We start from the raw sequence: 23,143 nt of genomic DNA, 5'->3' as shown, positions 1-23,143 counted from the left end.
AGTGACTAACATAGCCATTTTTGCTTCAGGATCAGGAAGTAATTTTGAAAGTATCATGTCGCAAGTTGTAGCAGGCAAATTACCTCAAATTGAAGTGACTGCTTTATATACAGATAGAGTGGATGCTTATTGTATAGAGCGTGCAAGAAAGTACAATTTAGATGTACATATTAACGAACTTAAAAATTTTGATTCTAAAGCAGATTATGAACGTAAAATAATAGAATGGTTAACTGCTGAAAAGGTAGAATGGATCGTTTTAGCGGGATATATGAAATTAATCGGCGCAAACATCTTAAACGCGTATCCAAAACGTATTATTAACATCCATCCTTCACTATTGCCCAAATATCGTGGCAAAGATGCGGTTGGGCAAGCTTTAAATAGTGGAGAAAGTATTACAGGTACGACAGTACATTATGTAGACAGTGGGATGGATACAGGAGAAATTATTGAACAACGTACATGTGATATTAAACCGGGCGACACAAAAGAGCAATTAGAAACAAGAATTAAAGCATTAGAACATACATTATATCCAGAAGTTATTTCGAAAATTATTCAATAAGAGGTGCCAATAAAAATGAAAAAGGCAATTTTAAGTGTATCTAATAAAACGGGCATTGTCGCATTTGCTCAATCATTACAACAATTAGGATATGAGTTATATTCAACTGGTGGTACAATGCGCACTTTAGTTGAAGCGAATATTACAGTCAAATCTATTTCTGAATTAACGCATTTCGATGAAATTATGGATGGTCGAGTAAAAACACTACACCCGGCTGTTCATGGTGGTATCTTAGCAGATCGTGATAAACCAGAACATTTAGAACAACTCAGAGAACAGCACATTGATTTGATAGATATCGTTGTAGTTAACTTATATCCATTTAAAGAAACGGTTGCTAAACCAGATGTTACAGAAGAAGAGGCAATCGAAAATATAGATATTGGTGGTCCTACTATGTTGCGTGCGGCAGCTAAAAACTATAAACATGTAACTACTGTTGTACATCCAGCAGACTATAATGAAGTTATCGAAAAATTGAAAGTAAATCAATTAGATGAGTCTTATAGAAAATCATTAATGATTAAGGTGTTTGAACATACAAATCAATATGATACTGCAATAGTTGACTTCTTTAAAAATAATAAAGAAAGTTTAAGATATGGTGAAAACCCACAACAAAAAGCATCTTTTGTTCGCACGTCTGAAGCTAATCACACACTAGGTGGCGCTAAGCAATTACATGGCAAACAATTGAGTTACAATAATATCAAAGATGCTGATGCAGCGCTTTCACTTGTTAAGCAATTTGAAACGCCAGCAGCCGTAGCAGTTAAACATATGAATCCTTGCGGCGTAGGCGTTGGTGAAACAATATTTGAAGCATATCAATATGCTTTTGAAGCAGATAGCCAATCTATTTTTGGCGGTATTGTAGCTTTAAATAGAAGTGTTGATACTAAATTGGCAGAAACGTTACACAGCATATTCCTAGAAGTGATTATTGCACCTCATTTCACACAAGAAGCGTTAGAAATTTTAAGTAAGAAGAAAAATATAAGGCTATTAGAAATTAACATGACAATTGACAATAATGAAGAAGAGATTGTTTCTGTTTCTGGTGGTTATTTAGTACAAGATAAAGATAATGTCGTGGTTCATCGTAATGATTTGACTGTTGTTACTGAAGCCACTCCTACTGAGGCACAATGGGATGCGATGTTACTTGGATGGAAAGTCATCGCATCTGTTAAAAGTAATGCAATTATTTTATGTAACAATAAACAAACAGTTGGTATTGGCGCTGGTCAAATGAATCGTGTAGGTTCAGCTAAAATCGCTATTGAGCGTGCGATTGAGATAAATGACAAAGTCGTTATGGTATCAGATGGATTTTTCCCAATGGATGATACAGTTGAACTTGCAGCACAACATGGTATTAAAGCAATCATACAACCGGGCGGGTCTATTAAAGATCAAGATTCAATTGATATGGCAAATAAACATGGTATAGCAATGGTAACTACTGGCGTTAGGCATTTTAAACACTAAATACATTGGAGGCAAAACCATTTATGAAAGTACTAGTTATTGGCACAGGTGGAAGAGAACATATCTTAGTGCATAAGTTAAACCAATCTTCACTAGTAAATAAAATTTTTGCAATTCCAGGTAATGATGCAATGTCAGACATTGCAGAGGTTCATAGTGAAATAGCAGAAACAGAACATGACCGAATTGTCGAATTTGCTAACGAAAACAACATTTCATGGGTTATTATAGGACCAGAACAACCTTTAACGGATGGCTTAGCTGACAAATTACAGGCAAAACAAATCAAAGTGTTTGGTCCAAATAAAGCAGCAGCACAGATTGAAGGTTCAAAATTATTCGCAAAGCAGTTAATGGAAAAATATAATATTCCTACTGCAGAATATAAAGAAATCACGAATAAGTTTGATGCATTACAATATATTGAAACATGCGAATACCCAGTTGTATTAAAGAAAGATGGTTTAGCAGCAGGCAAGGGTGTTATTATTGCAGAAAATTACGAGGAAGCGGTTGAAGCGGTTCATTTATTGTACTCACAAGAGTTAGGTACAGTGGTCTTTGAACAATTCCTAGAAGGCGAAGAATTTTCATTAATGACGTTTGTAAACGGCGATTATGTCGTGCCATTCGATTGTATTGCACAAGACCATAAACGCGCATTTGATGAAGATAAAGGGCCAAATACTGGTGGAATGGGCGCGTATTGCCCAGTACCACATATCGATCAGAAGATACTTGAACGTACAAATCAAGAGATTGCTCAACCTATCGCACAAGCAATGTATAAAGAAGGGTACATGTTCTTCGGTGTACTTTATATTGGCGTGATTTTAACAAATGAAGGCCCAAAAGTAATCGAATTTAATGCGAGGTTTGGTGATCCAGAAGCGCAAGTATTGCTAACCCGAATGGAAAGCGATTTAATGCAACATATTTTAGATTTAGAAGCTAAAAGAGAAATTACATTTAAATGGAAAGATGCGTCTATCGTAGGTGTAATGCTTGCTTCAAAGGGCTACCCAGGTAAATACGAAAAAGGTAAAATAGTGTCTGGGTTTAATTTAGATGGAAATTATTTTGTTAGTGGTCTAAAAAAAGATAAAGATAACTTCGTTACAAGTGGTGGCCGTGTTATATTAGCGCTCGGAGAGGGCCATGATATCGTTAGTGCGAAAGCAAATGCATATAAGGCTGTAGAAAAAATAAAAAGTGAAGCGTTATTTTATCGCAAAGACATTAGTAATAAAGCAATTAAATAAGCTGATGTTATCACATTAAAATAGACGTATACTGAAATCTAAATTAACTTCAAGGTTTAGTATAAGCACATTTTTACACCAGTTATCTATTGATAATATCGCAGTATATTCAAGTCTATTTATCGACTAGAACGCTTTGATATCTTTATTAAATTAGAGTATAAGCTAGGCTACTGATTTCCTATATTCTAAAGGAGATGAGTAGTCTCGTTTTGATTTTATTAAAACGTTAAATGTTGTTTTACAATGGCTATGATTGGACAATTTATTTTAAAATGAATACATATAATATATAAAGGGCTGAATAGCAATTTATTAAAAATGTATTATTTAACCCAAGTAGTTAGATTGAAAAAAGCTAAGACAAAGTGGTTTAAGTTTTGTCTTAGCTTTAAAAATTGGATAATAACGAATTTTGGATCTAGTAAAGGTAATGGTTAATAAATATTTGTTATTCTGACATCGTTTATACCTGTAATAGGTAATTGTTGTGCTAAAAAATAAGCAACAATTAAAATAATGATGACAATTATAATTAATAGAATATCTTTATACGAGAAAGGCGCGTAATAATAATACGTACGTGGTCCATCTTTAAACCCTTTTTTTTCCATTGCTACAGCTAATTGATGTGCTTTTCTAATATTTTGGCTTAAAAGTGGGATAATAAGATGTTTCATGCGATTTAAAAAATTATAATTTTGTTTAGATATGATTTGATATCTCATTTTTAGGGATTTTCTAAGTTGTACGAGAGAACTAATCATTAATGGCACCATTCGAATAGCAGCCATAAAAGCATACGCAACTTTTGGTTTAACTTTTAAATGTTGCATGAGACTATAAAAAACCATAACAATTTCTGATGTAAATGCTATTAAAATACCAAAGAATGATATGGTTGTTGTACGTAATGCTAAATGAAGCCCTCTAACTAAACTTTCTACACTAATCTGAATAAATCCGAATTTAAATAGAATGTGGGTGCCGTCGCCATAAAAAATCATAAATAGTGCTGAAATTAAACTAAAGATAATCGTAAATAAAATAAACGCTAATGTAATTTTGAATTTTATACCATTGAAAAGTAATAAAAATATAAACATTAATAAACAAATGTAAACCATATAATCAAATTGATGTACAAAAATAATATAAAAAAACAAAATAATGGCTAATGTTAATTTAGTAATGATATTCACGTCATCTATGAAGGAATAATGTTTTTTCCACATTTCAAACATGTTTATCACCTTCGATTTCAAGTATTCGCTTATTTTCCACATATAATCTTCGTGAAGGGTAGCGTGAAATAATTTCTGAATCGTGTGTCACCATTATAATAGATTGACCATTTTTCACACGTTGTTGGAATAATTTGATTAGGTTAAAGGTATTGTGACTATCCAAACCAAAAGTAGGCTCATCCAATAAAATAAAATCGGATGAAGAACTTAAAGCAATTGCTACGCTTAGCCTTCTTTTTTGGCCAATAGATAATTCATAAGGATGTTGCGTTTTAACAGCTTCTAAATTTAACAAACGGAGCAATGTGTTGGTTTTTTCGTCAGCCTCTGCTTTTGAACGATAATTTGATTTGTTTTGAATTAAAATTTCTTGAAAAACTGAATGTGTAATAAATTGTTGCTCTGGATTTTGATATACTAAGTACATATTTTTGGAAGCGTCTTTAATTTTAGTGAGCTTTTTGTGATTGAAAAACATATTACCATCATATCTAATTAGTTGCATCATTGATTCTAATAGTGATGTTTTACCTGTACCATTTGGACCAGTGATGGTAACCCATTCTCCTTGCGTAATCTCAAGCTTAGGAATATTGATAAGTGATCGTTTTCTTCTTTTAATGATGCCTTTTTCAAAAGTGAATATCTTATTATTTGTTTCTGGGTTGTGATCGAGCTCGATTGGTTTGGGTGCTCTACTCCATGCCTTAGGATGCCACACGCCATACTCAGATAATAGATGTTCGTAGTTGTTAAGTATTTCAGCTGGCATCGCGTCAGCTATGATGTCTCCATCATAATTTAATAATATGACACGATCTATGTGTTGCCATATATGTTCTACTTTATGTTCTACTATGATAACTGTTTGGTTTTGCCACAATGATTTAATTTTATCCCATAACTCAACAGTTGCTTCTACATCTAACATTGCAGTAGGCTCATCTAAAAAGAGTGTATCTGCTTGTTGAAGTAATGTTTCTGCAATAGCTAACTTTTGTTTCATGCCACCACTTAAATTGTTGATATATTGATTTTTGTTGACACTCAGACCAACAGAGTCAAGTGCTGATTCGATCAGCGCATCCATTTCTTGACGAGGTGTTTGCAAGTTTTCTAGAACAAAAGCGAGTTCTTCATATACTTTTGGCATACAAAACTGACTATCAGGGTCTTGAAAAATAACTCCGCAATTACTATCAATTTCTAATTTATCGTATTTCATGGGTAAGTCGATTAGATTCGGCACAATACCACTTAAAACATTAAGTAGGGTGCTTTTGCCTGAACCAGATGGACCAAGTATAAGTAGCTTTTCTTTATCTTGTATATTTAGTGAAAAATGGTCGAATATTTTCTTAATCCCATTTGGGTATTTTAATCGTAGATTTTCAATTCCTATCAACTTTCATGCTCCTTATAAATTGTCATAATCTTTTTGGGTTGCAGGTCTAAATAATTTAGTTACACCGGTTTGATCTAATATTTTTACGATATAATAAGATAATAATCCAGCAACTACAATACCACTAATTAAACGAAAGGCGATATATAGTGTTAAATTCCACCCAACAATTTCTCCTAAATATCCATATGCAAAATCAAGTGGAAGTGTAGAGATAGAGGCTAAAAGGCCTGCTAATATTGCTACCATAGCAGAACGTGATTTATATCTAAAAACAGCAAAAATAACTTCACATGCTAATCCTTGAAGCAACGCATATACTATTGTGGGAATATCAAATCTACCCATAACAATCGTCTCTCCAGCGCCTGCAGCAAATTCAGCTAATAAAGCAATCCCAGCTTTCGGTATAATTAAATAAGCCACAATAGCTGCCATAAACCAGGCGCCATATGTGAGCTCTTCAAGATGAAGACCTGAAACCTGCACAGCTTTATAAACTAAAGTCCATATATTATAAATAAGCGCAAAGACAACTGCTATAAGTACAGTTACTAAAATTTCTGATAGCTTTAAACCCTTTGACATAAATTCTCCTCCAAAAAAAACGCACAACCTTCTAGAAGTTGCGCGCTAAACATAGGCATATGGATACAGAAAATATTGTATCGCAATACACTTTCCTACGCTAGCTTAATCTAGATCAGGTTCAAAGGGTTTGAGGGTATACCTCATCTCAGTCACTAAACACCCCTAGTGCGAATATTAATTTTAAATTTAACTATAATGTATGATTTTTCACCACTTATGTCAAGACGTATCGAGAATAAACTAAAGATTCACGAATGTTAAAGTCATTAGGTGCAAAATAGACGTTGCGATTTCGAAAGTATTGCATTATCCTAAACCGGATAGAACTCATATTGTTTATAAAAAGCATTATATCATATAAGGCTCATCATAAAGAGGAAAACAGAAACCAGATTTTCAAAAATGATTTCATTGTTCAACTCTGGTAAAGATGACTAGAAAATATACAAGAACGATAAGGGTAAAACCATCGTGTGAGTGTATGCTCATGTTCATGTCTAAGCATCACTAACTCAACAGAATTAAGAAGCGAAACTTTATACTTTAGTTTTAATTATCTACTGATACACACTAATTATATATGTATAAATATGTTTCTTATTTCTTTACAAAAGTTAATAGAAGTAGTTGAGCCATAGGTAAACAAAATACATAAAAAAACTAGGTTGCTAATCCTCATCGTAGAAAGAAGTCAACAACCTAGCCATATATAGTGTCTCAATAGAAGTCTATATTGAAAGTCCGACCTTTAGTAACGATATAACCTCTGTATCTTTGAATCAACACATTTTTTAAAGCGTTATACCGAATTTTAATCTAAACTGTCCTGAACGTTTTTCTTTGTTTCTTCAGTATTATTTTCAGCAGTTTCTTTTTTATCTTTTAATTTATCTTCAGCTTCTTTTGCTTTTTCAGCTGCTTTTTTATTTGCTTCTTCTTTACTCATAATTTAACACTCCTTCACAGTAAACATGACTTACAGTTATTATTTACCACATGAAATGAAACGTAAACAATAAGTATAGATGAAACTTTAATTCTTTGATTGTAAAATATTTGTTTAGTAATTTAAATTTAGTGGAAAGTTGACTATACCACTTTTTTCTATCATACTATAGACTTATTTATGGATTTATTAAAGACAAGAACAAAATGTTAATATATAATAACTTTGAGGTGAATGGTATGTCTTTTTTTAAGAAACACGCTGAGATATTATATAGTTATATAATAGGCATCGTTTCGCTTTTCACAGGTCTCATCATTTTAATAAATTTACCCATGATCCATGATTTAAAGGATAAGGGTAAAATAGAATTACATATTCATAATGTTTGGGATTTTATAAATGCATTTTTTGCAGAAATCATAAGAGTTATGAGTAATTATATAGGGAATTTTCCTGTTATAAGTGCGATATTAATTATTTTATTTGGTGTTGCAGTTATATTAATTGGGTTTGCCCTTTTAAGAACAACGAAATATGATTATGATGTTTCAATCTTCTTTTTAGTTATAGGTATTCTTTTTTTTATTATAACGTTAATTCTAATGACACAAGTTTATAGCTTTTTTGCTATCATTTTTATCATCCCGTTTGTTATTCACATTGGGTATATCGTGTATAAAGATGAATTAAATCCAAAACACAGAAAATATCACTATTTACTTATTATTTTCAGTTACGGCATGAGTTATTTAATTACACAAATTGTGTTATATGGAAGAATTGACAGTGATGAAATTATTCCAATAGATATATTAAGTGTAAACACATTCTTTATATTAATGTGGTTACTAGGGCAAATGTCAATTTGGAACTTCTTATTTTTAAGAAGATCATTACCGTTGACAAAACAAGAATTAGGTGAAGAAGAACCTGAATTATCTAGAGCGAGCAAAGATACAGTTACAAACCAAACAAAAGAACATTTGAAAAATTTACAAGATAAGACAACTGAGTTCACACGCAAAACCCGTAGAAGTGTCGATATTCAAAAATTAAGAGATAAAAAAGATAAATTTATCGAAAAATGGAAGAATATTATTGATATTCAAGAAGATGATATTCCAAATTGGATGAAAATACCAAAATGGGTTAAATCGGCGTATGTAGAAATATTTTGTGGTGTTGTATTATTGTTCTTTACAATTATAGAATTTAATAATAGAAACGCATTATTTGTATCAGGTAATTGGGAAATTTCTCAAACACAGTATGTAATCGAATGGATTACTTTATTATTGTTGATGTTTATTATCATTGCCTATATATTAACTACTATAACGAACTTCTTGAGAAATAAATTCTATTATCTACAGTTATTTATGATAAGTCTATTATTTTTCAAATTAGTAACAGAATTTATGAATATTATGGTTCATGGTCTATTACTATCAATTTTCATTACACCAATATTATTAATTATGTTAATTGCAGTAACAGTATCATTCATTATTAAATTACGTGAACCTTCAAGAGATTAACAAACAAAATATAACTTTAAATAAGGAACCTGAGATATTGATCAATATCTCAGGTTCTTCTACGGTATGCATAGTGAAGAATTGAATTAAAATTGTGATTATAACAAGTCATCTATGCAAGCATCCTGAATTCTGCATGCCTTTTCAGCCATCTTTACAAGTCTGAAGCAAAGGAATTTCTAGAGAAATAGAGTGAAAACGCGATTTTTTGTCTTACTTTTATTATTTTTAAATAACTAATGAGGTGAGTTTACATGTAATACATTATATTAAGCATTGCATATAGTTAATATTTATTTAAATATAAATGATGTTACTATAATTATTGAGATGATAGAATAAGAAAGCATTAATTACAAAACATTAGAAAGGCTGACATATATTTATGAAAACTGCCACATTAAATAAAGGTAAAGAAATGAAATATTTAAATGGTTACCCGCTGATTGATGATGAGGATGTTTTTGCTCATGATCATTTAAAAGAAGGAGATTTGTTCTTATTAGTAAATGATAAACACCAATTTATTGCAACTGCATATGTAGGAAGACAGCATAAAGGGCTTGGCTGGGTATTAAGTTATGATAAAGACGAAGAAATTAATATCCGCTTTTTTGAAAGTCTTTTTGAGACAGCTAAAGAGGAAAGGTCATATTTTTATAATATTGAAGGAACTAACGCTTTTAGAGTTTTTAATGGTGAAGGTGACGGCGTTGGAGGGCTAACTATAGATAATTATAACGGTCACTTTTTAATTCAGTGGTATTCTAAGGGCATTTATAAGTATCGCTACCAAATTTTAAATGCATTAAAGAATGTTTTTAAATATACTTCACTTTTTGAAAAAATGCGTTTTAAAGACGCTCATATAGAGGGCGGTTTTGTTGATGGAGAAGTACCTGAATTTCCAATTGTAATCGAAGAGAACCATACTTTTTATAACGTAGATTTAAACGATGGACCTATGACAGGTATATTCTTAGATCAAAAAGAAGTACGAAAGAAATTAAGAGATCAATTTGCAGATAATAGATACTTACTCAATATGTTTAGTTATACAGGTGCTTTTTCAGTTGTTTCAGCAGAAAAAGCAAAAGTGACTACTAGTGTAGATTTAGCTAACCGTTCTCGATCTTTAACAGAAGAAAATTTTGGATTGAATGCAATTGATCCAAAAACACAGTACATTTTTGTTATGGACACATTTGATTACTTTAACTACGCACGACGTCATGATTTAATTTATGACACGATTGTTATTGATCCACCTAGCTTTGCTAGAAATAAAAAGAAAACTTTTTCAGTGTTAAAAGATTACGATAAATTAATATTAGGCGCCTTAGAAATACTTTCGCCAGGCGGGACGCTATTATTATGTACGAATAACAGCACATTTTCATTAAAAGCCTTTAAAAAAGTTATTAAAGATACTTTAAACCGTGCAGAAGTTGATTTTGAATTTTCAGAAGTAATGGGCTTACCAAAAGATTTTAAAACACATCCTCACTACAAACCATCAAAATATTTAAAAGCTATTTTTGTAAATGTACAATAGATCACTAAAAATAGGGTAATGTTTTTAATATACTAGCATTTACAAGGAGTGAATATCATGAGTATTAAAAATAAAATTACAAATAGTGTGACCCAAAAAGTTGGAAATAAAGTGTTAAACATTGAAGATGTGAAAAATAAAAATAATTTACCCACTACACATATTGAACTTGAAGAGCGCCGCGAACGCGCTCAAGCAATTGTTAGAAAAAAATCAGTATTATCATCGAGTGTTAGTGTTGTACCCATACCAGGTTTGAATTTCGGTGTAGATATTAAGCTGATGAGAGATATAATTGAAGACGTTAATAAAATCTATGGTTTAGATCATAAACAAGTTAATTCAATGAGAGAAGATGTAAAAGAGCGCATTTTTGCATCGGCAGCCATTCAAGGCAGCCAATTCATTGGTAGAAAAGTATCTAATGCAATCTTAAAGGTTGTTATAAAAGATGTTGCAAAGCGTATGGCTGCTAAACAAACGAAATGGTTTCCGCTTGTTGGACAGGCTATTTCTGCCTCTATTAGTTATTATTTTATGAAAAAAATAGGGGACGATCATATTGAGAAATGTGAAAAAGTTGCTAAATCTTTAATGTGATAGTGTAGCGTTTTCAAAAAAGAGACAATATTCACGGATTATTGTCATGTCATGGGTGCAACGAATTGAATTTATATATATAATTTGGTAATGTTATTATATAAAACTATGCTAGGTTTTATAATAAACTAACGATTCTAACTATACGAAGGAGACATTATATTATGGAACAAAAATCATATGTAATTATTGACGAAACAGGGATTCATGCACGTCCAGCTACAATGCTTGTTCAAACTGCATCAAAATTTGATTCAGATATTCAATTAGAATATAACGGTAAAAAAGTTAACTTGAAATCAATCATGGGTGTTATGAGTTTAGGCGTAGGTAAAGATGCTGAAATCACAATCTATGCTGATGGTAGCGATGAAGCAGACGCAATGGAAGCTATTACAGATATCTTATCTAAAGAAGGATTAACTAAATAATATGTCTAACTACATTAATGGTATTGCTGCATCAGATGGTGTAGCTATTGCTAAAGCATATTTATTAGTTGAACCCGACCTTTCATATAACAGCGAAAAGGTCAAAGATGTCGACGCAGAAATTGCTAAGTTTCAAAAAGCTATTGAAACATCTAAAGTTGAATTAACAAAAATTAGAAATAACGCTGAGGAAAATCTTGGTGCTGATAAAGCAGCTATTTTCGATGCGCATTTATTAGTTTTAGATGATCCTGAGTTAATTCAACCGATTGAAGAAAAAATAAAAAATGAACAAGTTAACGCACCAACTGCACTTTCGGATGTAACTGGACAATTCATTACCATCTTTGAATCGATGGATAATGAATACATGAAAGAACGCGCTGCAGATATTCGTGATGTATCTAAGCGTGTATTAGCGCACATTTTAGGTGTGGAATTGCCCAATCCGAGTATGATTGATGAAAGCGTTGTTATAATTGGAAACGATTTAACACCTTCAGATACGGCTCAATTAAACAAGGCGTTTGTACAAGGCTTTGTTACAAATATTGGTGGAAGAACTTCTCACTCAGCGATTATGAGCCGCTCACTTGAAATTGCTGCAGTAGTAGGTACAAAATCAATTACACAAGAAGTTAAACAAGGTGATATGATTATTGTTGACGGTTTGACTGGCGAGGTAATTATAGACCCTACAGAAGATGAAGTGATTGCATACCAAAATAAACGGGAACGTTTCTTTGAAGATAAAAAAGAACTTCAGAAATTACGTGATGAAGAAACAACAACAGTGGATGGAGAACATGCTGAATTAGCTGCCAACATTGGTACACCAAATGATTTAAAAGGTGTTATTGAGAATGGCGCTGAAGGTGTCGGACTATACCGTACTGAATTCTTATACATGGGCAGAGATGAAATGCCAACTGAAGATGAACAATTTGAAGCTTATAAAAAAGTTCTAGAAACTATGAAAGATAAAAGCGTTGTTGTGCGTACTTTAGATATCGGGGGCGATAAAGAGTTACCATATCTAAGCTTACCTGAAGAAATGAATCCGTTCTTAGGTTACCGGGCAATACGTTTGTGCCTAGATCAACCCGAAATATTTAGACCGCAACTACGTGCATTATTACGTGCATCAACTTACGGTAAATTAAGTATTATGTTCCCAATGGTTGCTACGATTAAAGAATTCCGGGATGCTAAAGCATTATTATTAGAAGAAAAAGAAAATTTAACAAATGAAGGTATTGAGGTTTCAGATGATATCGAAGTTGGTATCATGGTAGAAATTCCTTCAACTGCTGCATTGGCAGATGTTTTTGCTAAAGAAGTAGATTTCTTCAGCATTGGAACTAATGATTTAATTCAATATACAATGGCAGCTGACCGTATGTCAGAACGCGTATCATACTTGTACCAACCATACAACCCTGCAATATTACGTTTAGTGCAACAAGTTATTGAAGCTTCTCATAAAGAAGGTAAATGGACTGGTATGTGTGGAGAAATGGCTGGAGACGAAACTGCTATCCCATTATTACTAGGTTTAGGTTTAGATGAATTCTCTATGAGTGCTACATCGATTCTTAAAGCACGTCGTCAAATTAAAGGTTTGAGCAAAAATGAAATGGAAGAACTAGCACAAAGCGCAATTAACTGTGCTACTTCTGAAGAAGTACAAGCATTGGTAAGCGAGTATACTAAATAATAAAAAAAGCGGGAGAGAAACTACGTTTCTTAAAATGTTTTCGTAATCTCGCTCTGGCTAAAATGGTTTGTCTTCATAAATAGATAAATAGCAATTAAGAAGTCATTTTTAAAGGCTATGAGAGACCCAAATGGGTCTCTTTTTTTAGGCTTTTTGTCAAAGAGGATTGAATGGCTTACATGACTAAAGCCCATGCGTAAGTACTATTAAATCAATGAGTTAAGAAACTATGCTTAAAAAGGGAGTTCATGTTCTCATGAGAGTTAGTTATTGCTGATATGCTAGTAGAAGTCAAAACAGTATGGGTGTCTTAAACTTTTTTAATTCATAGTAAATAAACATCTTTTGAGTAAAAAAATGTTTATTTATTTGTTTTAGTGTTAGATTGAATATATACATTAAACTAAAATAATGTCATTGGTTAGCAATAAGATTTGCTTTTGCTGGTTCCTGGTTCGATTAATCACATATTGATATAGTGTGTAACGTCAATGGGGCACTTGGCTTTGTTTTGCTTTCAATCAGTTAAAATCCTGATATTATACCTCTATATTTAATGAGTGGTTAATTTTATCCATATCAATTTGATACATTGGTTCATTATTTAATAAAATAAATGGTGTTGCAAATGCATCGTAATCTATCATTTCATTTCGAAATTGTGAATGAGCAATATTTTTCTCTGTGTAAGTAATGCCTTTATCTGATAAATAGTTTTTGATAAAAGTACAAGGTGGGCAATCATTCTGTGTGTAAATAATAACATCGTTCATTGATCATCAATCCTTTCGATAATTAAGTTACTTTAATATAAATTACTTTTAATAATAATTCAAGTTATTAAAATTACATGCAATTGGTCATTAATTTGTCACTTAAATTTGAGTTTAACTAATTTTAAATCATAGATATTCTAGTTATAATGAATAGACGTTGTGATTTTTGTCACAAATAATTAAAAAAGGTGATATTATGGATTCAGTTGAATTAGCGCGTTTTCTAACTGCAATGACACTTGCAGTTCATATCATATTTGCAACAATTGGTGTAGGCGTGCCATTAATGTTTGCTATTGCTGAATTTTTGGGGATTAAGAAGAATGATCCTCACTATATAACATTAGCTAAAAGATGGTCTAAAGGTTATACGATTACAGTTGCTGTAGGGGTTGTGACTGGTACAATCATAGGATTACAGTTATCCCTATTATGGCCAACATTTATGCAAATGGGCGGTCATGTAATCGCGTTGCCATTATTTATGGAAACATTTGCATTCTTCTTTGAAGCAATTTTCTTAAGTATTTATTTATATACTTGGGATAGATTTAAAAGTAAATGGACACATTTTTTAATTAGCATACCAGTTATTATTGGAGGTTCTTTCTCGGCATTCTTTATTACTGCAGTCAATTCATTTATGAATACGCCAGCTGGTTTTGAAATGAGTAAGGGAAAAATGATTAATGTTGAACCTTGGGTAGCAATGTTTAATGATTCATTTTTTGTAAGATCATTTCACGTTGTAGCTACCGCATTTATGACAATGGCATTTGTATTAGCTGCGATTGCCGCATTTAAGTTAATGAAAAATAAATTTAAAAAAGACGCCGAATATCATAAAAAAGCATTAAAACTAACAATGATTCTTGGAATCGTCTTTACTTTAGGTTCTATGCTAGCCGGTGATTTATCAGCTAAGTTTTTACATCAAGAACAACCAGAGAAGTTAGCTGCATATGAATGGCATTTTGATACAGAATCAAATGCTAATTTAGTGCTTTTTGGAACTTTAGACGAAGAAACTCAAGAAGTTTCCGGTGCAATTAAGTTACCAAGTATACTCAGTTTCTTAGCAGATAATAACGTAAATACTGAAGTTAAAGGATTAAATGATTTTCCAGAAGAATTACATCCGCCAATGATCGTACACTACTACTTTGATTTAATGGTTTCTATGGGTGTCTTCTGTTTAATTATTTCGGCAGCATTTATATTAACGCTATGCTTTAAAAAATTACGGAGATTCACTTATTCCAAACCAATGTTATATGGTGCCTTACTAACTGGGCCAGCAGCTATGCTTGCTATAGAGTTTGGCTGGTTCCTGACAGAACAAGGACGTCAACCATGGATTGTGCGTGGTTATCTAAAAGTAGCTGACGCTGCAACACAAGCAGGCGGCATAACACTCGTGACAGTATTATTTGGTATATTATATCTCATATTGATTGTAACTTCTTCGTATGTATTATTAAGAATGTTTAAGAATAAACCAGCCTATAAAGAGTTTGAAGAACATTCATCAGAAAGAGGTGATGCATAATGGTATTCGCATATATAGGGATCGCAGTTTTATGGATATTCTTATTTTGTTATATTATTGTTGCCTCAATTGATTTTGGTGCTGGTTTCTTTACATTACATGCGAAAATAACAAAGCAAGATAAAAAAATTAATCATTTAATTGCACGTTACCTTAACCCTGTTTGGGAAGTAACTAACGTTTTCTTTGTTTTCTTTTTCGTAGGTATGGTTGGATTTTTTCCAGACTCAGCTAAATATTTCGGTACAGTATTGTTAGTACCTGCTTCAATTGCACTTGTATTATTGTCAATTAGAGGCGGATTCTATGCTTTTGAAAATTATGGGCCAGATACAAAATTACCTTGGTTAGCAATGTATGGTCTAGCTGGGTTATTTATACCGGCTGCTTTAGCTACTACGTTAACAATTTCAGAAGGGGGATATATCACTGGATCAAACAACAATTTAGATTTAAATTGGTTTGAGTTACTCTTAAGTCCATATTCATGGTCAGTAGTATTTTTAGCAATTATATCAGTGCTCTATATTTCGTCTGGATTTTTAACATACTACGCTTCGAAAGCAAATGATAAACCAGCATATAGTTTGTTGAGATATTGGTTCTTATTCTGGGGGCCTCCTATGATAGCCATTTCATTATTTGTCTTTCTATCATTAAGAATACAAAACGAGACCCATTTCTATACGGCAGTATTTGATTATTGGTGGATGTTTGCACTTAGCTTCATTTGTTTTGCAGGTGCCATGTTGCTTACTTTAATGAAAAAATGGCATGGTATCGCATTTATATTAGTTATTTTACAAATGGGCTTTGCGTTCTTTGGATATGGTGTAAGTAAATTACCATATATCTTATATCCTTATATACGTATAGATGAACACGTGGTTAATAGTAGTATGGCAATTGCTTTGATTATTGCATTTATTTTAGGTTTACTTTTACTTATTCCATCGCTAATATTATTATTGAGATTGTTTGTTTTTGATAAAGAATATGTCAAAGGTAAAAAATAAACTCATATATTAAAGTGCTGTAATGATAATTGTTTAAATTATTTAGATTTGATACATTTCAATTATCTTACTGTTTGGAGGACGCATATGGACAAAGAATATGTGGTTATAGGTTTAGGCCGTTTTGGCGGCAGTATTGTCAGAGAATTGAATGCTTTAGATATGGATGTTATGGCAATTGATATGAATGAAGCACGCGTGAATGAATATAGTGATATTGCTACACACGCTGTAATTGCTGACACAACAGATGAAGCAGTAATGAAAAGTTTAGGTATTAGAAATTTTGACCATGTTATTGTAGCTATTGGTGAAAATATCCAGTCAAGCACGTTAACCACTTTAATTTTAAAAGAATTAGGTGTTAAAAAAGTGACTGCTAAAGCTCAAAATGATTATCATGCTAAAATTTTAAATAAAATAGGTGCAGATACAGTCGTTCATCCAGAAAGAGATATGGGAAGAAGAATTGCGCATAATGTAGCAAGTGCGAGCGTTTTAGATTATTTAGAGTTAGCAGATGAACATTCTATTGTTGAAATTAAAGTCAGTGAAAAAATGGCAGGTCAAACGATTATTGAATTAGATATTCGAGCGCAATATGGGATAAGTATCATAGCTGTGAAAAGAGGAAGAGAAATTATTGTTTCACCAGATCCCCATATCAATATTGAAATTGGCGATATTTTAATTATGATTGGCCATGATAATGATTTAAATCGTTTTGAGAAGAAGGTCGTTAGATAATAAATGCACCTAAGTATATTAAAGGTTGAGACTTAAATACGTCTCAGCCTATTTTCATAACATTATAGTAAACAAAATAAAAGCACACGGTTAAGTTATACTTAACCGTGTGCTTTTATTTTAATTTGACTCAGTTGATTGATTGGCTTTGTTATCATCTTTTTTTGATTTTGATTTCTGATTTGGCTTTTTATTATCTTTGTTGTTCGGTTTAGGATTTGTATGTTTATTTTGAGGTTTCGTGTTGTTCTTTTTTGATTTATCCTTTTTATTGTTAGGTTTATTTTGTGTTTTTTTAGTTGAAGAGGGTGAATTACCTTCGTTTACCTTCATGATTACGGGTAGAATCATAGGTTTACGAGCCGTTTTTTCAAATAAATACGGTTGTAATGTCTCTATAATAGATGACTTAATTTGATGCCACTGAATTTCTGGATTTTGGTTTAATTTAGTAATGACATCTGTTTTTATTTTTCGTTGCGCATCATAAATTAATTGTCCAGATTCGCGCATATAAACAAAACCACGAGAGATAATATCCGGACCAGATAAAAGTTTATTTGTCTTAAAGTCTATGCTAACAACTACGATGACTAAACCTTCTTCAGACAATAATTTACGATCGCGGATAACCACATTTCCGATATCTCCAATACCACTACCATCCACTAAGACATTTCCAGAAGGGATTCTTCCAGCTTTCCTAGCAGAGTTGTGCGTTAAAGCTAATACATCTCCAATATCAAAGATAAACACATTGTCTGGGTCAACGCCACATTCTATACCTGATTGACCATGCGCTTTTAACATACGGTACTCACCATGAATAGGAAGGAAGAATTTTGGACGTAATAAACGTAACATAAGTTGTTGATCGCCTTTAGATCCGTGACCAGATGTGTGAATGTTTGATACCTTATTATGAATAACTTCAGCACCAGCACGATACAATGCGTTTATCGTGCGGTTGATACTTTTGGTATTACCTGGAATAGGTGAAGAACTAAACACCACTGTATCTTCAGGAATAATTTTAATTTGCTTATGTGTTCCATTAGCAATTCTTGATAACGCAGCCATTGGTTCACCTTGTGAACCTGTACATAGAATGAGTAGCTCGTGTTTAGGTACACTATTAATTTTATTAGGTTCGATAAATGTTTCAGGTGGCGCTTTGATATAGCCTAACTCCATACCAATTTTGATATTATTTTCCATTGAACGCCCAAATGTCACAATTTTACGATTGTATTTAATAGCAGCTTCGACGGCTTGTTGAACACGATAAATATTTGACGCAAAAGTAGCAAATATGATTCTACCACTACAATTACGGAATATTTTTTCAACGTTCTGACCAACTTCACGTTCACTTAATGTGAAATCTGGAACGAGTGAATTTGTGGAATCTGAAAGTAAGCAAAGCACACCTTCTTCTCCAAGTTTTGCCATTTTCGCCATATTAGCAGGCTCTCCAACGGGAGTAAAATCAAATTTGAAGTCACCAGTATGAACGATATTACCTTCTGGTGTGTTAACAATCACACCATACGATTCCGGGATACTATGCGTTGTTAGATAGAAAGAAACTTCAAAATGTTTAGATTTAATAACACTGCTCTCTTCAATTTCAATAAGTTCAGTGGTTCTTAACAAATGATGTTCTTCCAGTTTATTTCTAATTAAGCCTAAAGCTAATGGTCCACCATATATAGGTACATTAATTTGTTTTAATAGGTAGGGCACACCACCTATATGGTCTTCGTGGCCATGAGTGATAAACAGTCCGACAATTTTATCTTGGTTTTGTTCTAAATAAGTAATATCAGGGATAACATAATCAATACCTAATAAGTTATCATCAGGGAATTTAATACCTGCATCAATGATTACGATTTCATCCTGATACTCTACAGCGTAAGTGTTTTTACCTATTTCACCCAAGCCACCGAGAGCATAAACCGCAACTTCATTTTTGTGAATTTGTTTCATTATTCTGCTTGCTCCACATTAAAGTGATCTGATTGTTTTTCGTATTCTAAATGTGCGCCCTCAAGTTTAGTGATAAACTCGATATTGTAATTACGATCTTTCAAATATCTTCTTACTTGTTCTTCTGATTGTGCTTCAACATAAATCGTTTGTGTGTGTTCTCTTACAACTACTTCATCTTTGTTATGTTGAAAAAATACTTTATATACTGCCATTATATCTATTTCCTCCTAAGTTTTTGTTTAAATTATTTATATAAACCCTGAATTGTATATTTTTTGTGAGTTTCTTAATATTAAATAAAAATAAAGTCACTCAAAACAGTGAATTGAAACTACGTTCATATATATAAAGAGAACATACGAGCATACGCCCAGTATGTTTCTAGGGTCATTTTAAATTCGTTCGATTAGAAAAATACAAATTTCACTATTTTGTATGTTTTCAGTTATTTCTCATTTTACATGATGTAGTCGAATAAATAAAGCAGTTTTATTTTAAGGGTACTTATTATATTACATAAAGTAATTAAGTTAATACAAAGCCCAAGAAAGTCGTTTTAATTAGATGTATTTAAATTTAAAAGCTATCTATCATAAAGCTTGAGTCAATGGTGAAAATTAATTATGATGAAAGGGTGATACATAATTGCAAAGTGTTTAATATAGAAAGAAACATAGATATTAGGTGAAGGTGATTGCTATGGACAAAGTAAAACGTATTTTAGAAGATATCAAGAATGAGAAACAACGAACTGACAAAGTATTTCAAGATATTACATTTGAAGTGCGTGCAGAACAAGTTATTATGTTTTTTAATTATAATGAAATTATCGATACAGTAAATGAAGACCAAAATTATCTAAAACATAACCATGACCCTGAATTCATTGATATTCAAGAACTGAATACATTGAAAAAAGAATTAACAGCATTAAATATTTCATTTCATGAGAGAAGAGACGACTTTATGTAAAAAAACTGTTAGTAAGCATGTGGATTAACACATTTACTAACAGTTCTTTTTTATACTTCTACTGCATCTTCATGTGGTTGCAGCGGATGATTGGGGTCAATATGATCATAAAACATGATACCATTAATATGGTCAATTTCGTGTTGTACGACAACAGCTGGATAGCCTTTTAAACGTAATTTTATATCATTGCCGTCTATATCTTTAGCTTTAACTGTGATTCTAAATTTACGATGAACGAGCCCGGGGATGTTTTCATCTACACTTAAGCAACCTTCTCCAGTTGGTAAGTATGCTTCTTGAATACTGTGGCTCATGATTTTAGGGTTTACTAACATTAAGTCATAACTTTTACCTTCTCCGTCATCAGGTAAATACACAGCAATCATTTTTTTAGATACATTAATTTGTGGTGCTGCTAACCCGACGCCAGAACGTAAACCATATTTATTAGCTGTTTCTTCATCTTGACTATTGATTAGAAATTCTCTCATAGATTTTAAGGTTTCTTTATCTTCATTTGATAAAGGAACTTCGACTTCTTTAGCTTTTTCACGAAGTGTAGGGTGACCATCGCGAATAATATCTTTCATTGTTAACATTTGTTCATACACCTTCCTTAATATAAAATATACCAAAGATTACTAGTTGAAATACAGTGATAAATTTGATTTATTAAAATTTATTATATAATATAACACACGGAAAAGGAGGATTACTCAAAAATGAAATTAAAACTCGGTATAGGTGCATTACTTGCTTCAACAGTACTTGTAGCTGGATGTACAACTGATAAAGACGAAATAAAAGATTACAACGAAAAAATACAACAAGCTTTTGATAAAGAAAAACCAGTTTCTTCTGTAGGAAAAAAACTTAACGATCTTGAACAAGAAAAACAAAAATTAGTTGAAGAAATAAATGGAAAAGATCAACAAGAGGCGAAAGAAACTTCTCAAAAAATTGTAGGTAACGTTAAAGATAGACAAGAAGCATTTGAAAAAGAAGAACAAGCTTTAGATAATTCAGAAAAAGAATTTAAAAAGGCACAAAAGCATTTAGATAATATCAGTGATAAAGATAAGAAAAAAGAAGTGAAAGAATTAAATGATGCATTAAAGGATAAATATAAAGCACACGACGATTATGCTAAGTCATATAAAAACATTATGAGCAAAGAAAAAGATTTATTTGAATATGGGGCTGGAGACCAAGCAAATCAAGAAGAAATGAATCAAAAAACGGAAGCAGTATCCAAATCATATAAAGATATGGATAAATCATTTAATAAATACAAAGACGCAATGGAAAAAGTAAATAAAGAAAAACAGGACGTAGATAATTTAAATTAAATCTATAGTGCTATAAATTTGAAATTTTGCTTATTTAACTATAGCATAATAAATGAGGGCGCTTACATTTTTAAGGGATATTACAACCCATATTTCAAAAATACAGGTAGTACAGCATGACGAAAATTAGTAGTACAGATTAAAAACTGTACCGGTTTATAGTACTACAGAACTTTTCTTATTTGTTTAACAGCGGAATAGTTTTGTGGTACAATATGAAAGGATAAAATGAATTTCTATTATACGGGAAAGGTATGGTGAATTGAATGGCTCCGAAATTGAAAGCCCAATTCGATGCAGAGAAAGTATTGAAAGATACTGAATCTCAATTTGAAATGATCCAAATTTTGGATGAAGACGGTAATGTCGTTAATAAAGATCTAGTACCAGATTTATCAGACGAGCAATTAGTAGAATTAATGGAAAGAATGGTTTGGACACGTATCCTTGACCAACGTTCTATTTCACTAAATAGACAAGGTAGATTAGGTTTCTATGCTCCTACAGCTGGACAAGAAGCTTCTCAATTAGCTTCTCAATATGCTTTAGAACAAGAAGACTTTATCTTACCAGGTTATCGTGATGTACCACAATTAATTTGGCAAGGTTTACCATTAACTGAAGCGTTCCTATTCTCTAGAGGTCACTTTAAAGGGAATAGAATGCCTGAAGGTGTTAATGCATTAAGCCCACAAATTATTATCGGTGCTCAATATGTACAAACGGCTGGTGTTGCACTAGGACTTAAAAAACGCGGCAAGCAAGCTGTAGCAATCACATACACTGGTGATGGTGGTTCGTCACAAGGTGATTTCTATGAAGGTATCAACTTTGCTTCTGCTTACAAAGCGCCTGCAATCTTTGTAATCCAAAACAATAACTATGCGATTTCTACACCACGTAGTAAACAAACAGCTGCTGAAACTTTAGCACAAAAAGCGATTTCAGTTGGTATTCCAGGACTCCAAGTGGACGGTATGGATGCATTAGCAGTGTATCAAGCAACTAAAGAAGCGCGTGACCGTGCTGTGAACGGTGAGGGACCAACGCTAATTGAAACAATCACTTATCGTTATGGCCCGCATACAATGGCTGGTGACGACCCAACGAAATATAGAACTTCAGATGAAGATTCTGAATGGGAGAAAAAAGATCCATTAGTTCGTTTCAGAAAATATCTTGAAGGTAAAGGTCTATGGACTGAAGAGAAAGAAAACGAAGTAATCGATCGTGCGAAAGCTGAAATTAAAACTGCTATTAAAGAAGCGGACAATACAGAAAAACAAAAAGTTACAGACTTGATGGAAAATATGTATGAAGCAATGCCTCAACATTTAGCAGAACAATATGAAATCTATAAAGAGAAGGAGTCGAAGTAA

The 23,143-nt window shown here is 32.3% G+C and carries 22 protein-coding genes and 1 riboswitch; of the genes, 14 read left to right on the top strand and 8 right to left on the bottom strand.

Translation table 11 applies throughout. The annotated features are described in order from the left end of the window. Nucleotide 1: 1 nt before the first annotated feature. Genes purN through purD form a run of 3 tightly spaced genes read left to right on the top strand, consistent with a single transcriptional unit; the run spans nt 2 to nt 3,324 of the window. Nucleotides 2–568 carry a phosphoribosylglycinamide formyltransferase gene (gene purN / locus BJG89_RS09805; protein ID WP_096810420.1) on the top strand — a complete coding sequence of 189 codons (567 nt, stop codon included), beginning with the start codon at nt 2–4 and terminating at the stop codon, nt 566–568. Nucleotides 569–583: 15 nt separating this feature from the next. Next, complete coding sequence (gene purH / locus BJG89_RS09800; protein ID WP_096810419.1) at nt 584–2,062, top strand: bifunctional phosphoribosylaminoimidazolecarboxamide formyltransferase/IMP cyclohydrolase; 1,479 nt, start codon at nt 584–586, stop codon at nt 2,060–2,062. Nucleotides 2,063–2,085: 23 nt separating this feature from the next. Further along, the gene (gene purD / locus BJG89_RS09795; protein ID WP_096810418.1) at nt 2,086–3,324 is read left to right on the top strand and encodes a phosphoribosylamine--glycine ligase; all 1,239 of its coding nucleotides are present in this window, start codon (nt 2,086–2,088) and stop codon (nt 3,322–3,324) included. A 437-nt stretch (nt 3,325–3,761) separates the two neighbouring features. On the opposite strand, the gene BJG89_RS09790 is transcribed toward purD, so the two are convergent. From BJG89_RS09790 to graF, 4 genes are all read right to left on the bottom strand, one after another. Continuing rightward, nucleotides 3,762–4,568, bottom strand: a complete 807-nt coding sequence (locus BJG89_RS09790) for an energy-coupling factor transporter transmembrane component T family protein (protein ID WP_096810417.1) — start codon at nt 4,566–4,568, stop codon at nt 3,762–3,764. Beyond that, a complete protein-coding gene (locus BJG89_RS09785) occupies nt 4,561–5,976 on the bottom strand; it encodes an ABC transporter ATP-binding protein (RefSeq protein ID WP_096810416.1) in 1,416 nt (471 codons plus the stop codon). Before BJG89_RS09785 ends, BJG89_RS09790 begins: the two co-directional genes overlap by 8 nt. Before the next feature lie 12 nt (nt 5,977–5,988). After that, on the bottom strand, nt 5,989–6,564 hold the full coding sequence (locus tag BJG89_RS09780) for an ECF transporter S component (RefSeq protein WP_096810415.1): 576 nt from the start codon (nt 6,562–6,564) through the stop codon (nt 5,989–5,991). Nucleotides 6,565–6,639: 75 nt separating this feature from the next. Continuing rightward, a riboswitch (TPP riboswitch) is annotated at nt 6,640–6,741 on the bottom strand. Between the two features lie 637 nt (nt 6,742–7,378). Further along, nucleotides 7,379–7,513, bottom strand: a complete 135-nt coding sequence (gene graF, locus BJG89_RS14595; RefSeq protein WP_194445642.1) for a glycopeptide resistance-associated protein GraF — start codon at nt 7,511–7,513, stop codon at nt 7,379–7,381. A gap of 239 nt (nt 7,514–7,752) precedes the next feature. Here graF and auxA point away from each other — a divergent pair, with 239 nt between their 5' ends. The 5 genes from auxA to ptsP all read left to right on the top strand — a co-directional run bounded on the left by auxA (nt 7,753) and on the right by ptsP (nt 13,357). Further along, nucleotides 7,753–9,054 carry a lipoteichoic acid stability factor AuxA gene (gene auxA / locus BJG89_RS09775; RefSeq protein ID WP_096810414.1) on the top strand — a complete coding sequence of 434 codons (1,302 nt, stop codon included), beginning with the start codon at nt 7,753–7,755 and terminating at the stop codon, nt 9,052–9,054. Nucleotides 9,055–9,439: 385 nt separating this feature from the next. Then, complete coding sequence (locus BJG89_RS09770; protein WP_096810413.1) at nt 9,440–10,609, top strand: class I SAM-dependent rRNA methyltransferase; 1,170 nt, start codon at nt 9,440–9,442, stop codon at nt 10,607–10,609. Nucleotides 10,610–10,666: 57 nt separating this feature from the next. Continuing rightward, complete coding sequence (locus tag BJG89_RS09765) at nt 10,667–11,209, top strand: DUF697 domain-containing protein (RefSeq protein ID WP_096810412.1); 543 nt, start codon at nt 10,667–10,669, stop codon at nt 11,207–11,209. Between the two features lie 164 nt (nt 11,210–11,373). Then, on the top strand, nt 11,374–11,640 hold the full coding sequence (locus tag BJG89_RS09760) for a phosphocarrier protein HPr (protein WP_096810411.1): 267 nt from the start codon (nt 11,374–11,376) through the stop codon (nt 11,638–11,640). 1 nt (nt 11,641) lies between these two features. After that, complete coding sequence (gene ptsP, locus BJG89_RS09755) at nt 11,642–13,357, top strand: phosphoenolpyruvate--protein phosphotransferase (RefSeq protein WP_096810410.1); 1,716 nt, start codon at nt 11,642–11,644, stop codon at nt 13,355–13,357. Nucleotides 13,358–13,896: 539 nt separating this feature from the next. Here the strand turns inward: ptsP and BJG89_RS09750 are convergent. Continuing rightward, on the bottom strand, nt 13,897–14,130 hold the full coding sequence (locus BJG89_RS09750; protein WP_096810409.1) for a glutaredoxin family protein: 234 nt from the start codon (nt 14,128–14,130) through the stop codon (nt 13,897–13,899). A gap of 199 nt (nt 14,131–14,329) precedes the next feature. Here BJG89_RS09750 and BJG89_RS09745 point away from each other — a divergent pair, with 199 nt between their 5' ends. The 3 genes from BJG89_RS09745 to BJG89_RS09735 all read left to right on the top strand — a co-directional run bounded on the left by BJG89_RS09745 (nt 14,330) and on the right by BJG89_RS09735 (nt 17,445). After that, entirely contained in the window at nt 14,330–15,682 is a 1,353-nt protein-coding gene (locus tag BJG89_RS09745) for a cytochrome ubiquinol oxidase subunit I (protein WP_096810408.1), read from the top strand. Further along, entirely contained in the window at nt 15,682–16,698 is a 1,017-nt protein-coding gene (locus tag BJG89_RS09740) for a cytochrome d ubiquinol oxidase subunit II (protein WP_096810407.1), read from the top strand. The genes BJG89_RS09745 and BJG89_RS09740 overlap by 1 nt, the downstream gene beginning before the upstream one ends. Before the next feature lie 87 nt (nt 16,699–16,785). Next, nucleotides 16,786–17,445 (top strand): potassium channel family protein, encoded by a 660-nt coding sequence (locus tag BJG89_RS09735; RefSeq protein ID WP_096810406.1) that lies wholly within the window; start codon nt 16,786–16,788, stop codon nt 17,443–17,445. Between the two features lie 120 nt (nt 17,446–17,565). Here BJG89_RS09735 and rnjA read toward each other — a convergent pair whose 3' ends face one another. Continuing rightward, a complete protein-coding gene (gene rnjA, locus BJG89_RS09730; protein ID WP_096810405.1) occupies nt 17,566–19,437 on the bottom strand; it encodes a ribonuclease J1 in 1,872 nt (623 codons plus the stop codon). Then, nucleotides 19,437–19,652, bottom strand: a complete 216-nt coding sequence (locus tag BJG89_RS09725) for a DNA-dependent RNA polymerase subunit epsilon (protein WP_096810404.1) — start codon at nt 19,650–19,652, stop codon at nt 19,437–19,439. Before BJG89_RS09725 ends, rnjA begins: the two co-directional genes overlap by 1 nt. Before the next feature lie 487 nt (nt 19,653–20,139). On the opposite strand from BJG89_RS09725, the gene BJG89_RS09720 reads away from it, so the two are divergent. Next, nucleotides 20,140–20,412 (top strand): hypothetical protein, encoded by a 273-nt coding sequence (locus BJG89_RS09720; RefSeq protein ID WP_096810403.1) that lies wholly within the window; start codon nt 20,140–20,142, stop codon nt 20,410–20,412. A 50-nt stretch (nt 20,413–20,462) separates the two neighbouring features. Here BJG89_RS09720 and def read toward each other — a convergent pair whose 3' ends face one another. Then, on the bottom strand, nt 20,463–21,014 hold the full coding sequence (gene def, locus BJG89_RS09715) for a peptide deformylase (protein ID WP_096810402.1): 552 nt from the start codon (nt 21,012–21,014) through the stop codon (nt 20,463–20,465). 123 nt (nt 21,015–21,137) lie between these two features. On the opposite strand from def, the gene BJG89_RS09710 reads away from it, so the two are divergent. Both BJG89_RS09710 and pdhA read left to right on the top strand, forming a co-directional pair. Then, nucleotides 21,138–21,764 (top strand): YkyA family protein, encoded by a 627-nt coding sequence (locus BJG89_RS09710; protein ID WP_096810401.1) that lies wholly within the window; start codon nt 21,138–21,140, stop codon nt 21,762–21,764. Between the two features lie 266 nt (nt 21,765–22,030). Further along, a complete protein-coding gene (pdhA, locus tag BJG89_RS09705) occupies nt 22,031–23,143 on the top strand; it encodes a pyruvate dehydrogenase (acetyl-transferring) E1 component subunit alpha (protein WP_096810400.1) in 1,113 nt (370 codons plus the stop codon).

It is taken from the genome of Staphylococcus nepalensis (genome assembly GCF_002442935.1).
Lineage (GTDB): Bacteria > Bacillota > Bacilli > Staphylococcales > Staphylococcaceae > Staphylococcus > Staphylococcus nepalensis.
The sequence above is the reverse complement of the archived record's forward strand: the minus strand, read 5'-3'. Positions and strand labels throughout refer to the sequence as shown.

Excerpts from the sequence above, each read along its gene's own strand:
- BJG89_RS09740 (WP_096810407.1), top strand. The coding sequence starts at position 15,682 with ATGGTATTCGCATATATAGGGATCGCAGTTTTATGGATATTCTTATTT.
- pdhA (WP_096810400.1), top strand. The coding sequence starts at position 22,031 with ATGGCTCCGAAATTGAAAGCCCAATTCGATGCAGAGAAAGTATTGAAA.
- BJG89_RS09720 (WP_096810403.1), top strand. The coding sequence starts at position 20,140 with ATGGACAAAGTAAAACGTATTTTAGAAGATATCAAGAATGAGAAACAA.
- BJG89_RS09765 (WP_096810412.1), top strand. The coding sequence starts at position 10,667 with ATGAGTATTAAAAATAAAATTACAAATAGTGTGACCCAAAAAGTTGGA.
- BJG89_RS09770 (WP_096810413.1), top strand. The coding sequence starts at position 9,440 with ATGAAAACTGCCACATTAAATAAAGGTAAAGAAATGAAATATTTAAAT.
- BJG89_RS09780 (WP_096810415.1), bottom strand. The coding sequence starts at position 6,564 with ATGTCAAAGGGTTTAAAGCTATCAGAAATTTTAGTAACTGTACTTATA.
- BJG89_RS09790 (WP_096810417.1), bottom strand. The coding sequence starts at position 4,568 with ATGTTTGAAATGTGGAAAAAACATTATTCCTTCATAGATGACGTGAAT.
- ptsP (WP_096810410.1), top strand. The coding sequence starts at position 11,642 with ATGTCTAACTACATTAATGGTATTGCTGCATCAGATGGTGTAGCTATT.
- purD (WP_096810418.1), top strand. The coding sequence starts at position 2,086 with ATGAAAGTACTAGTTATTGGCACAGGTGGAAGAGAACATATCTTAGTG.
- def (WP_096810402.1), bottom strand. The coding sequence starts at position 21,014 with ATGTTAACAATGAAAGATATTATTCGCGATGGTCACCCTACACTTCGT.
- graF (WP_194445642.1), bottom strand. The coding sequence starts at position 7,513 with ATGAGTAAAGAAGAAGCAAATAAAAAAGCAGCTGAAAAAGCAAAAGAA.
- BJG89_RS09750 (WP_096810409.1), bottom strand. The coding sequence starts at position 14,130 with ATGAACGATGTTATTATTTACACACAGAATGATTGCCCACCTTGTACT.
- BJG89_RS09745 (WP_096810408.1), top strand. The coding sequence starts at position 14,330 with ATGGATTCAGTTGAATTAGCGCGTTTTCTAACTGCAATGACACTTGCA.
- BJG89_RS09710 (WP_096810401.1), top strand. The coding sequence starts at position 21,138 with ATGAAATTAAAACTCGGTATAGGTGCATTACTTGCTTCAACAGTACTT.
- BJG89_RS09735 (WP_096810406.1), top strand. The coding sequence starts at position 16,786 with ATGGACAAAGAATATGTGGTTATAGGTTTAGGCCGTTTTGGCGGCAGT.
- rnjA (WP_096810405.1), bottom strand. The coding sequence starts at position 19,437 with ATGAAACAAATTCACAAAAATGAAGTTGCGGTTTATGCTCTCGGTGGC.
- auxA (WP_096810414.1), top strand. The coding sequence starts at position 7,753 with ATGTCTTTTTTTAAGAAACACGCTGAGATATTATATAGTTATATAATA.
- BJG89_RS09760 (WP_096810411.1), top strand. The coding sequence starts at position 11,374 with ATGGAACAAAAATCATATGTAATTATTGACGAAACAGGGATTCATGCA.
- purH (WP_096810419.1), top strand. The coding sequence starts at position 584 with ATGAAAAAGGCAATTTTAAGTGTATCTAATAAAACGGGCATTGTCGCA.
- BJG89_RS09725 (WP_096810404.1), bottom strand. The coding sequence starts at position 19,652 with ATGGCAGTATATAAAGTATTTTTTCAACATAACAAAGATGAAGTAGTT.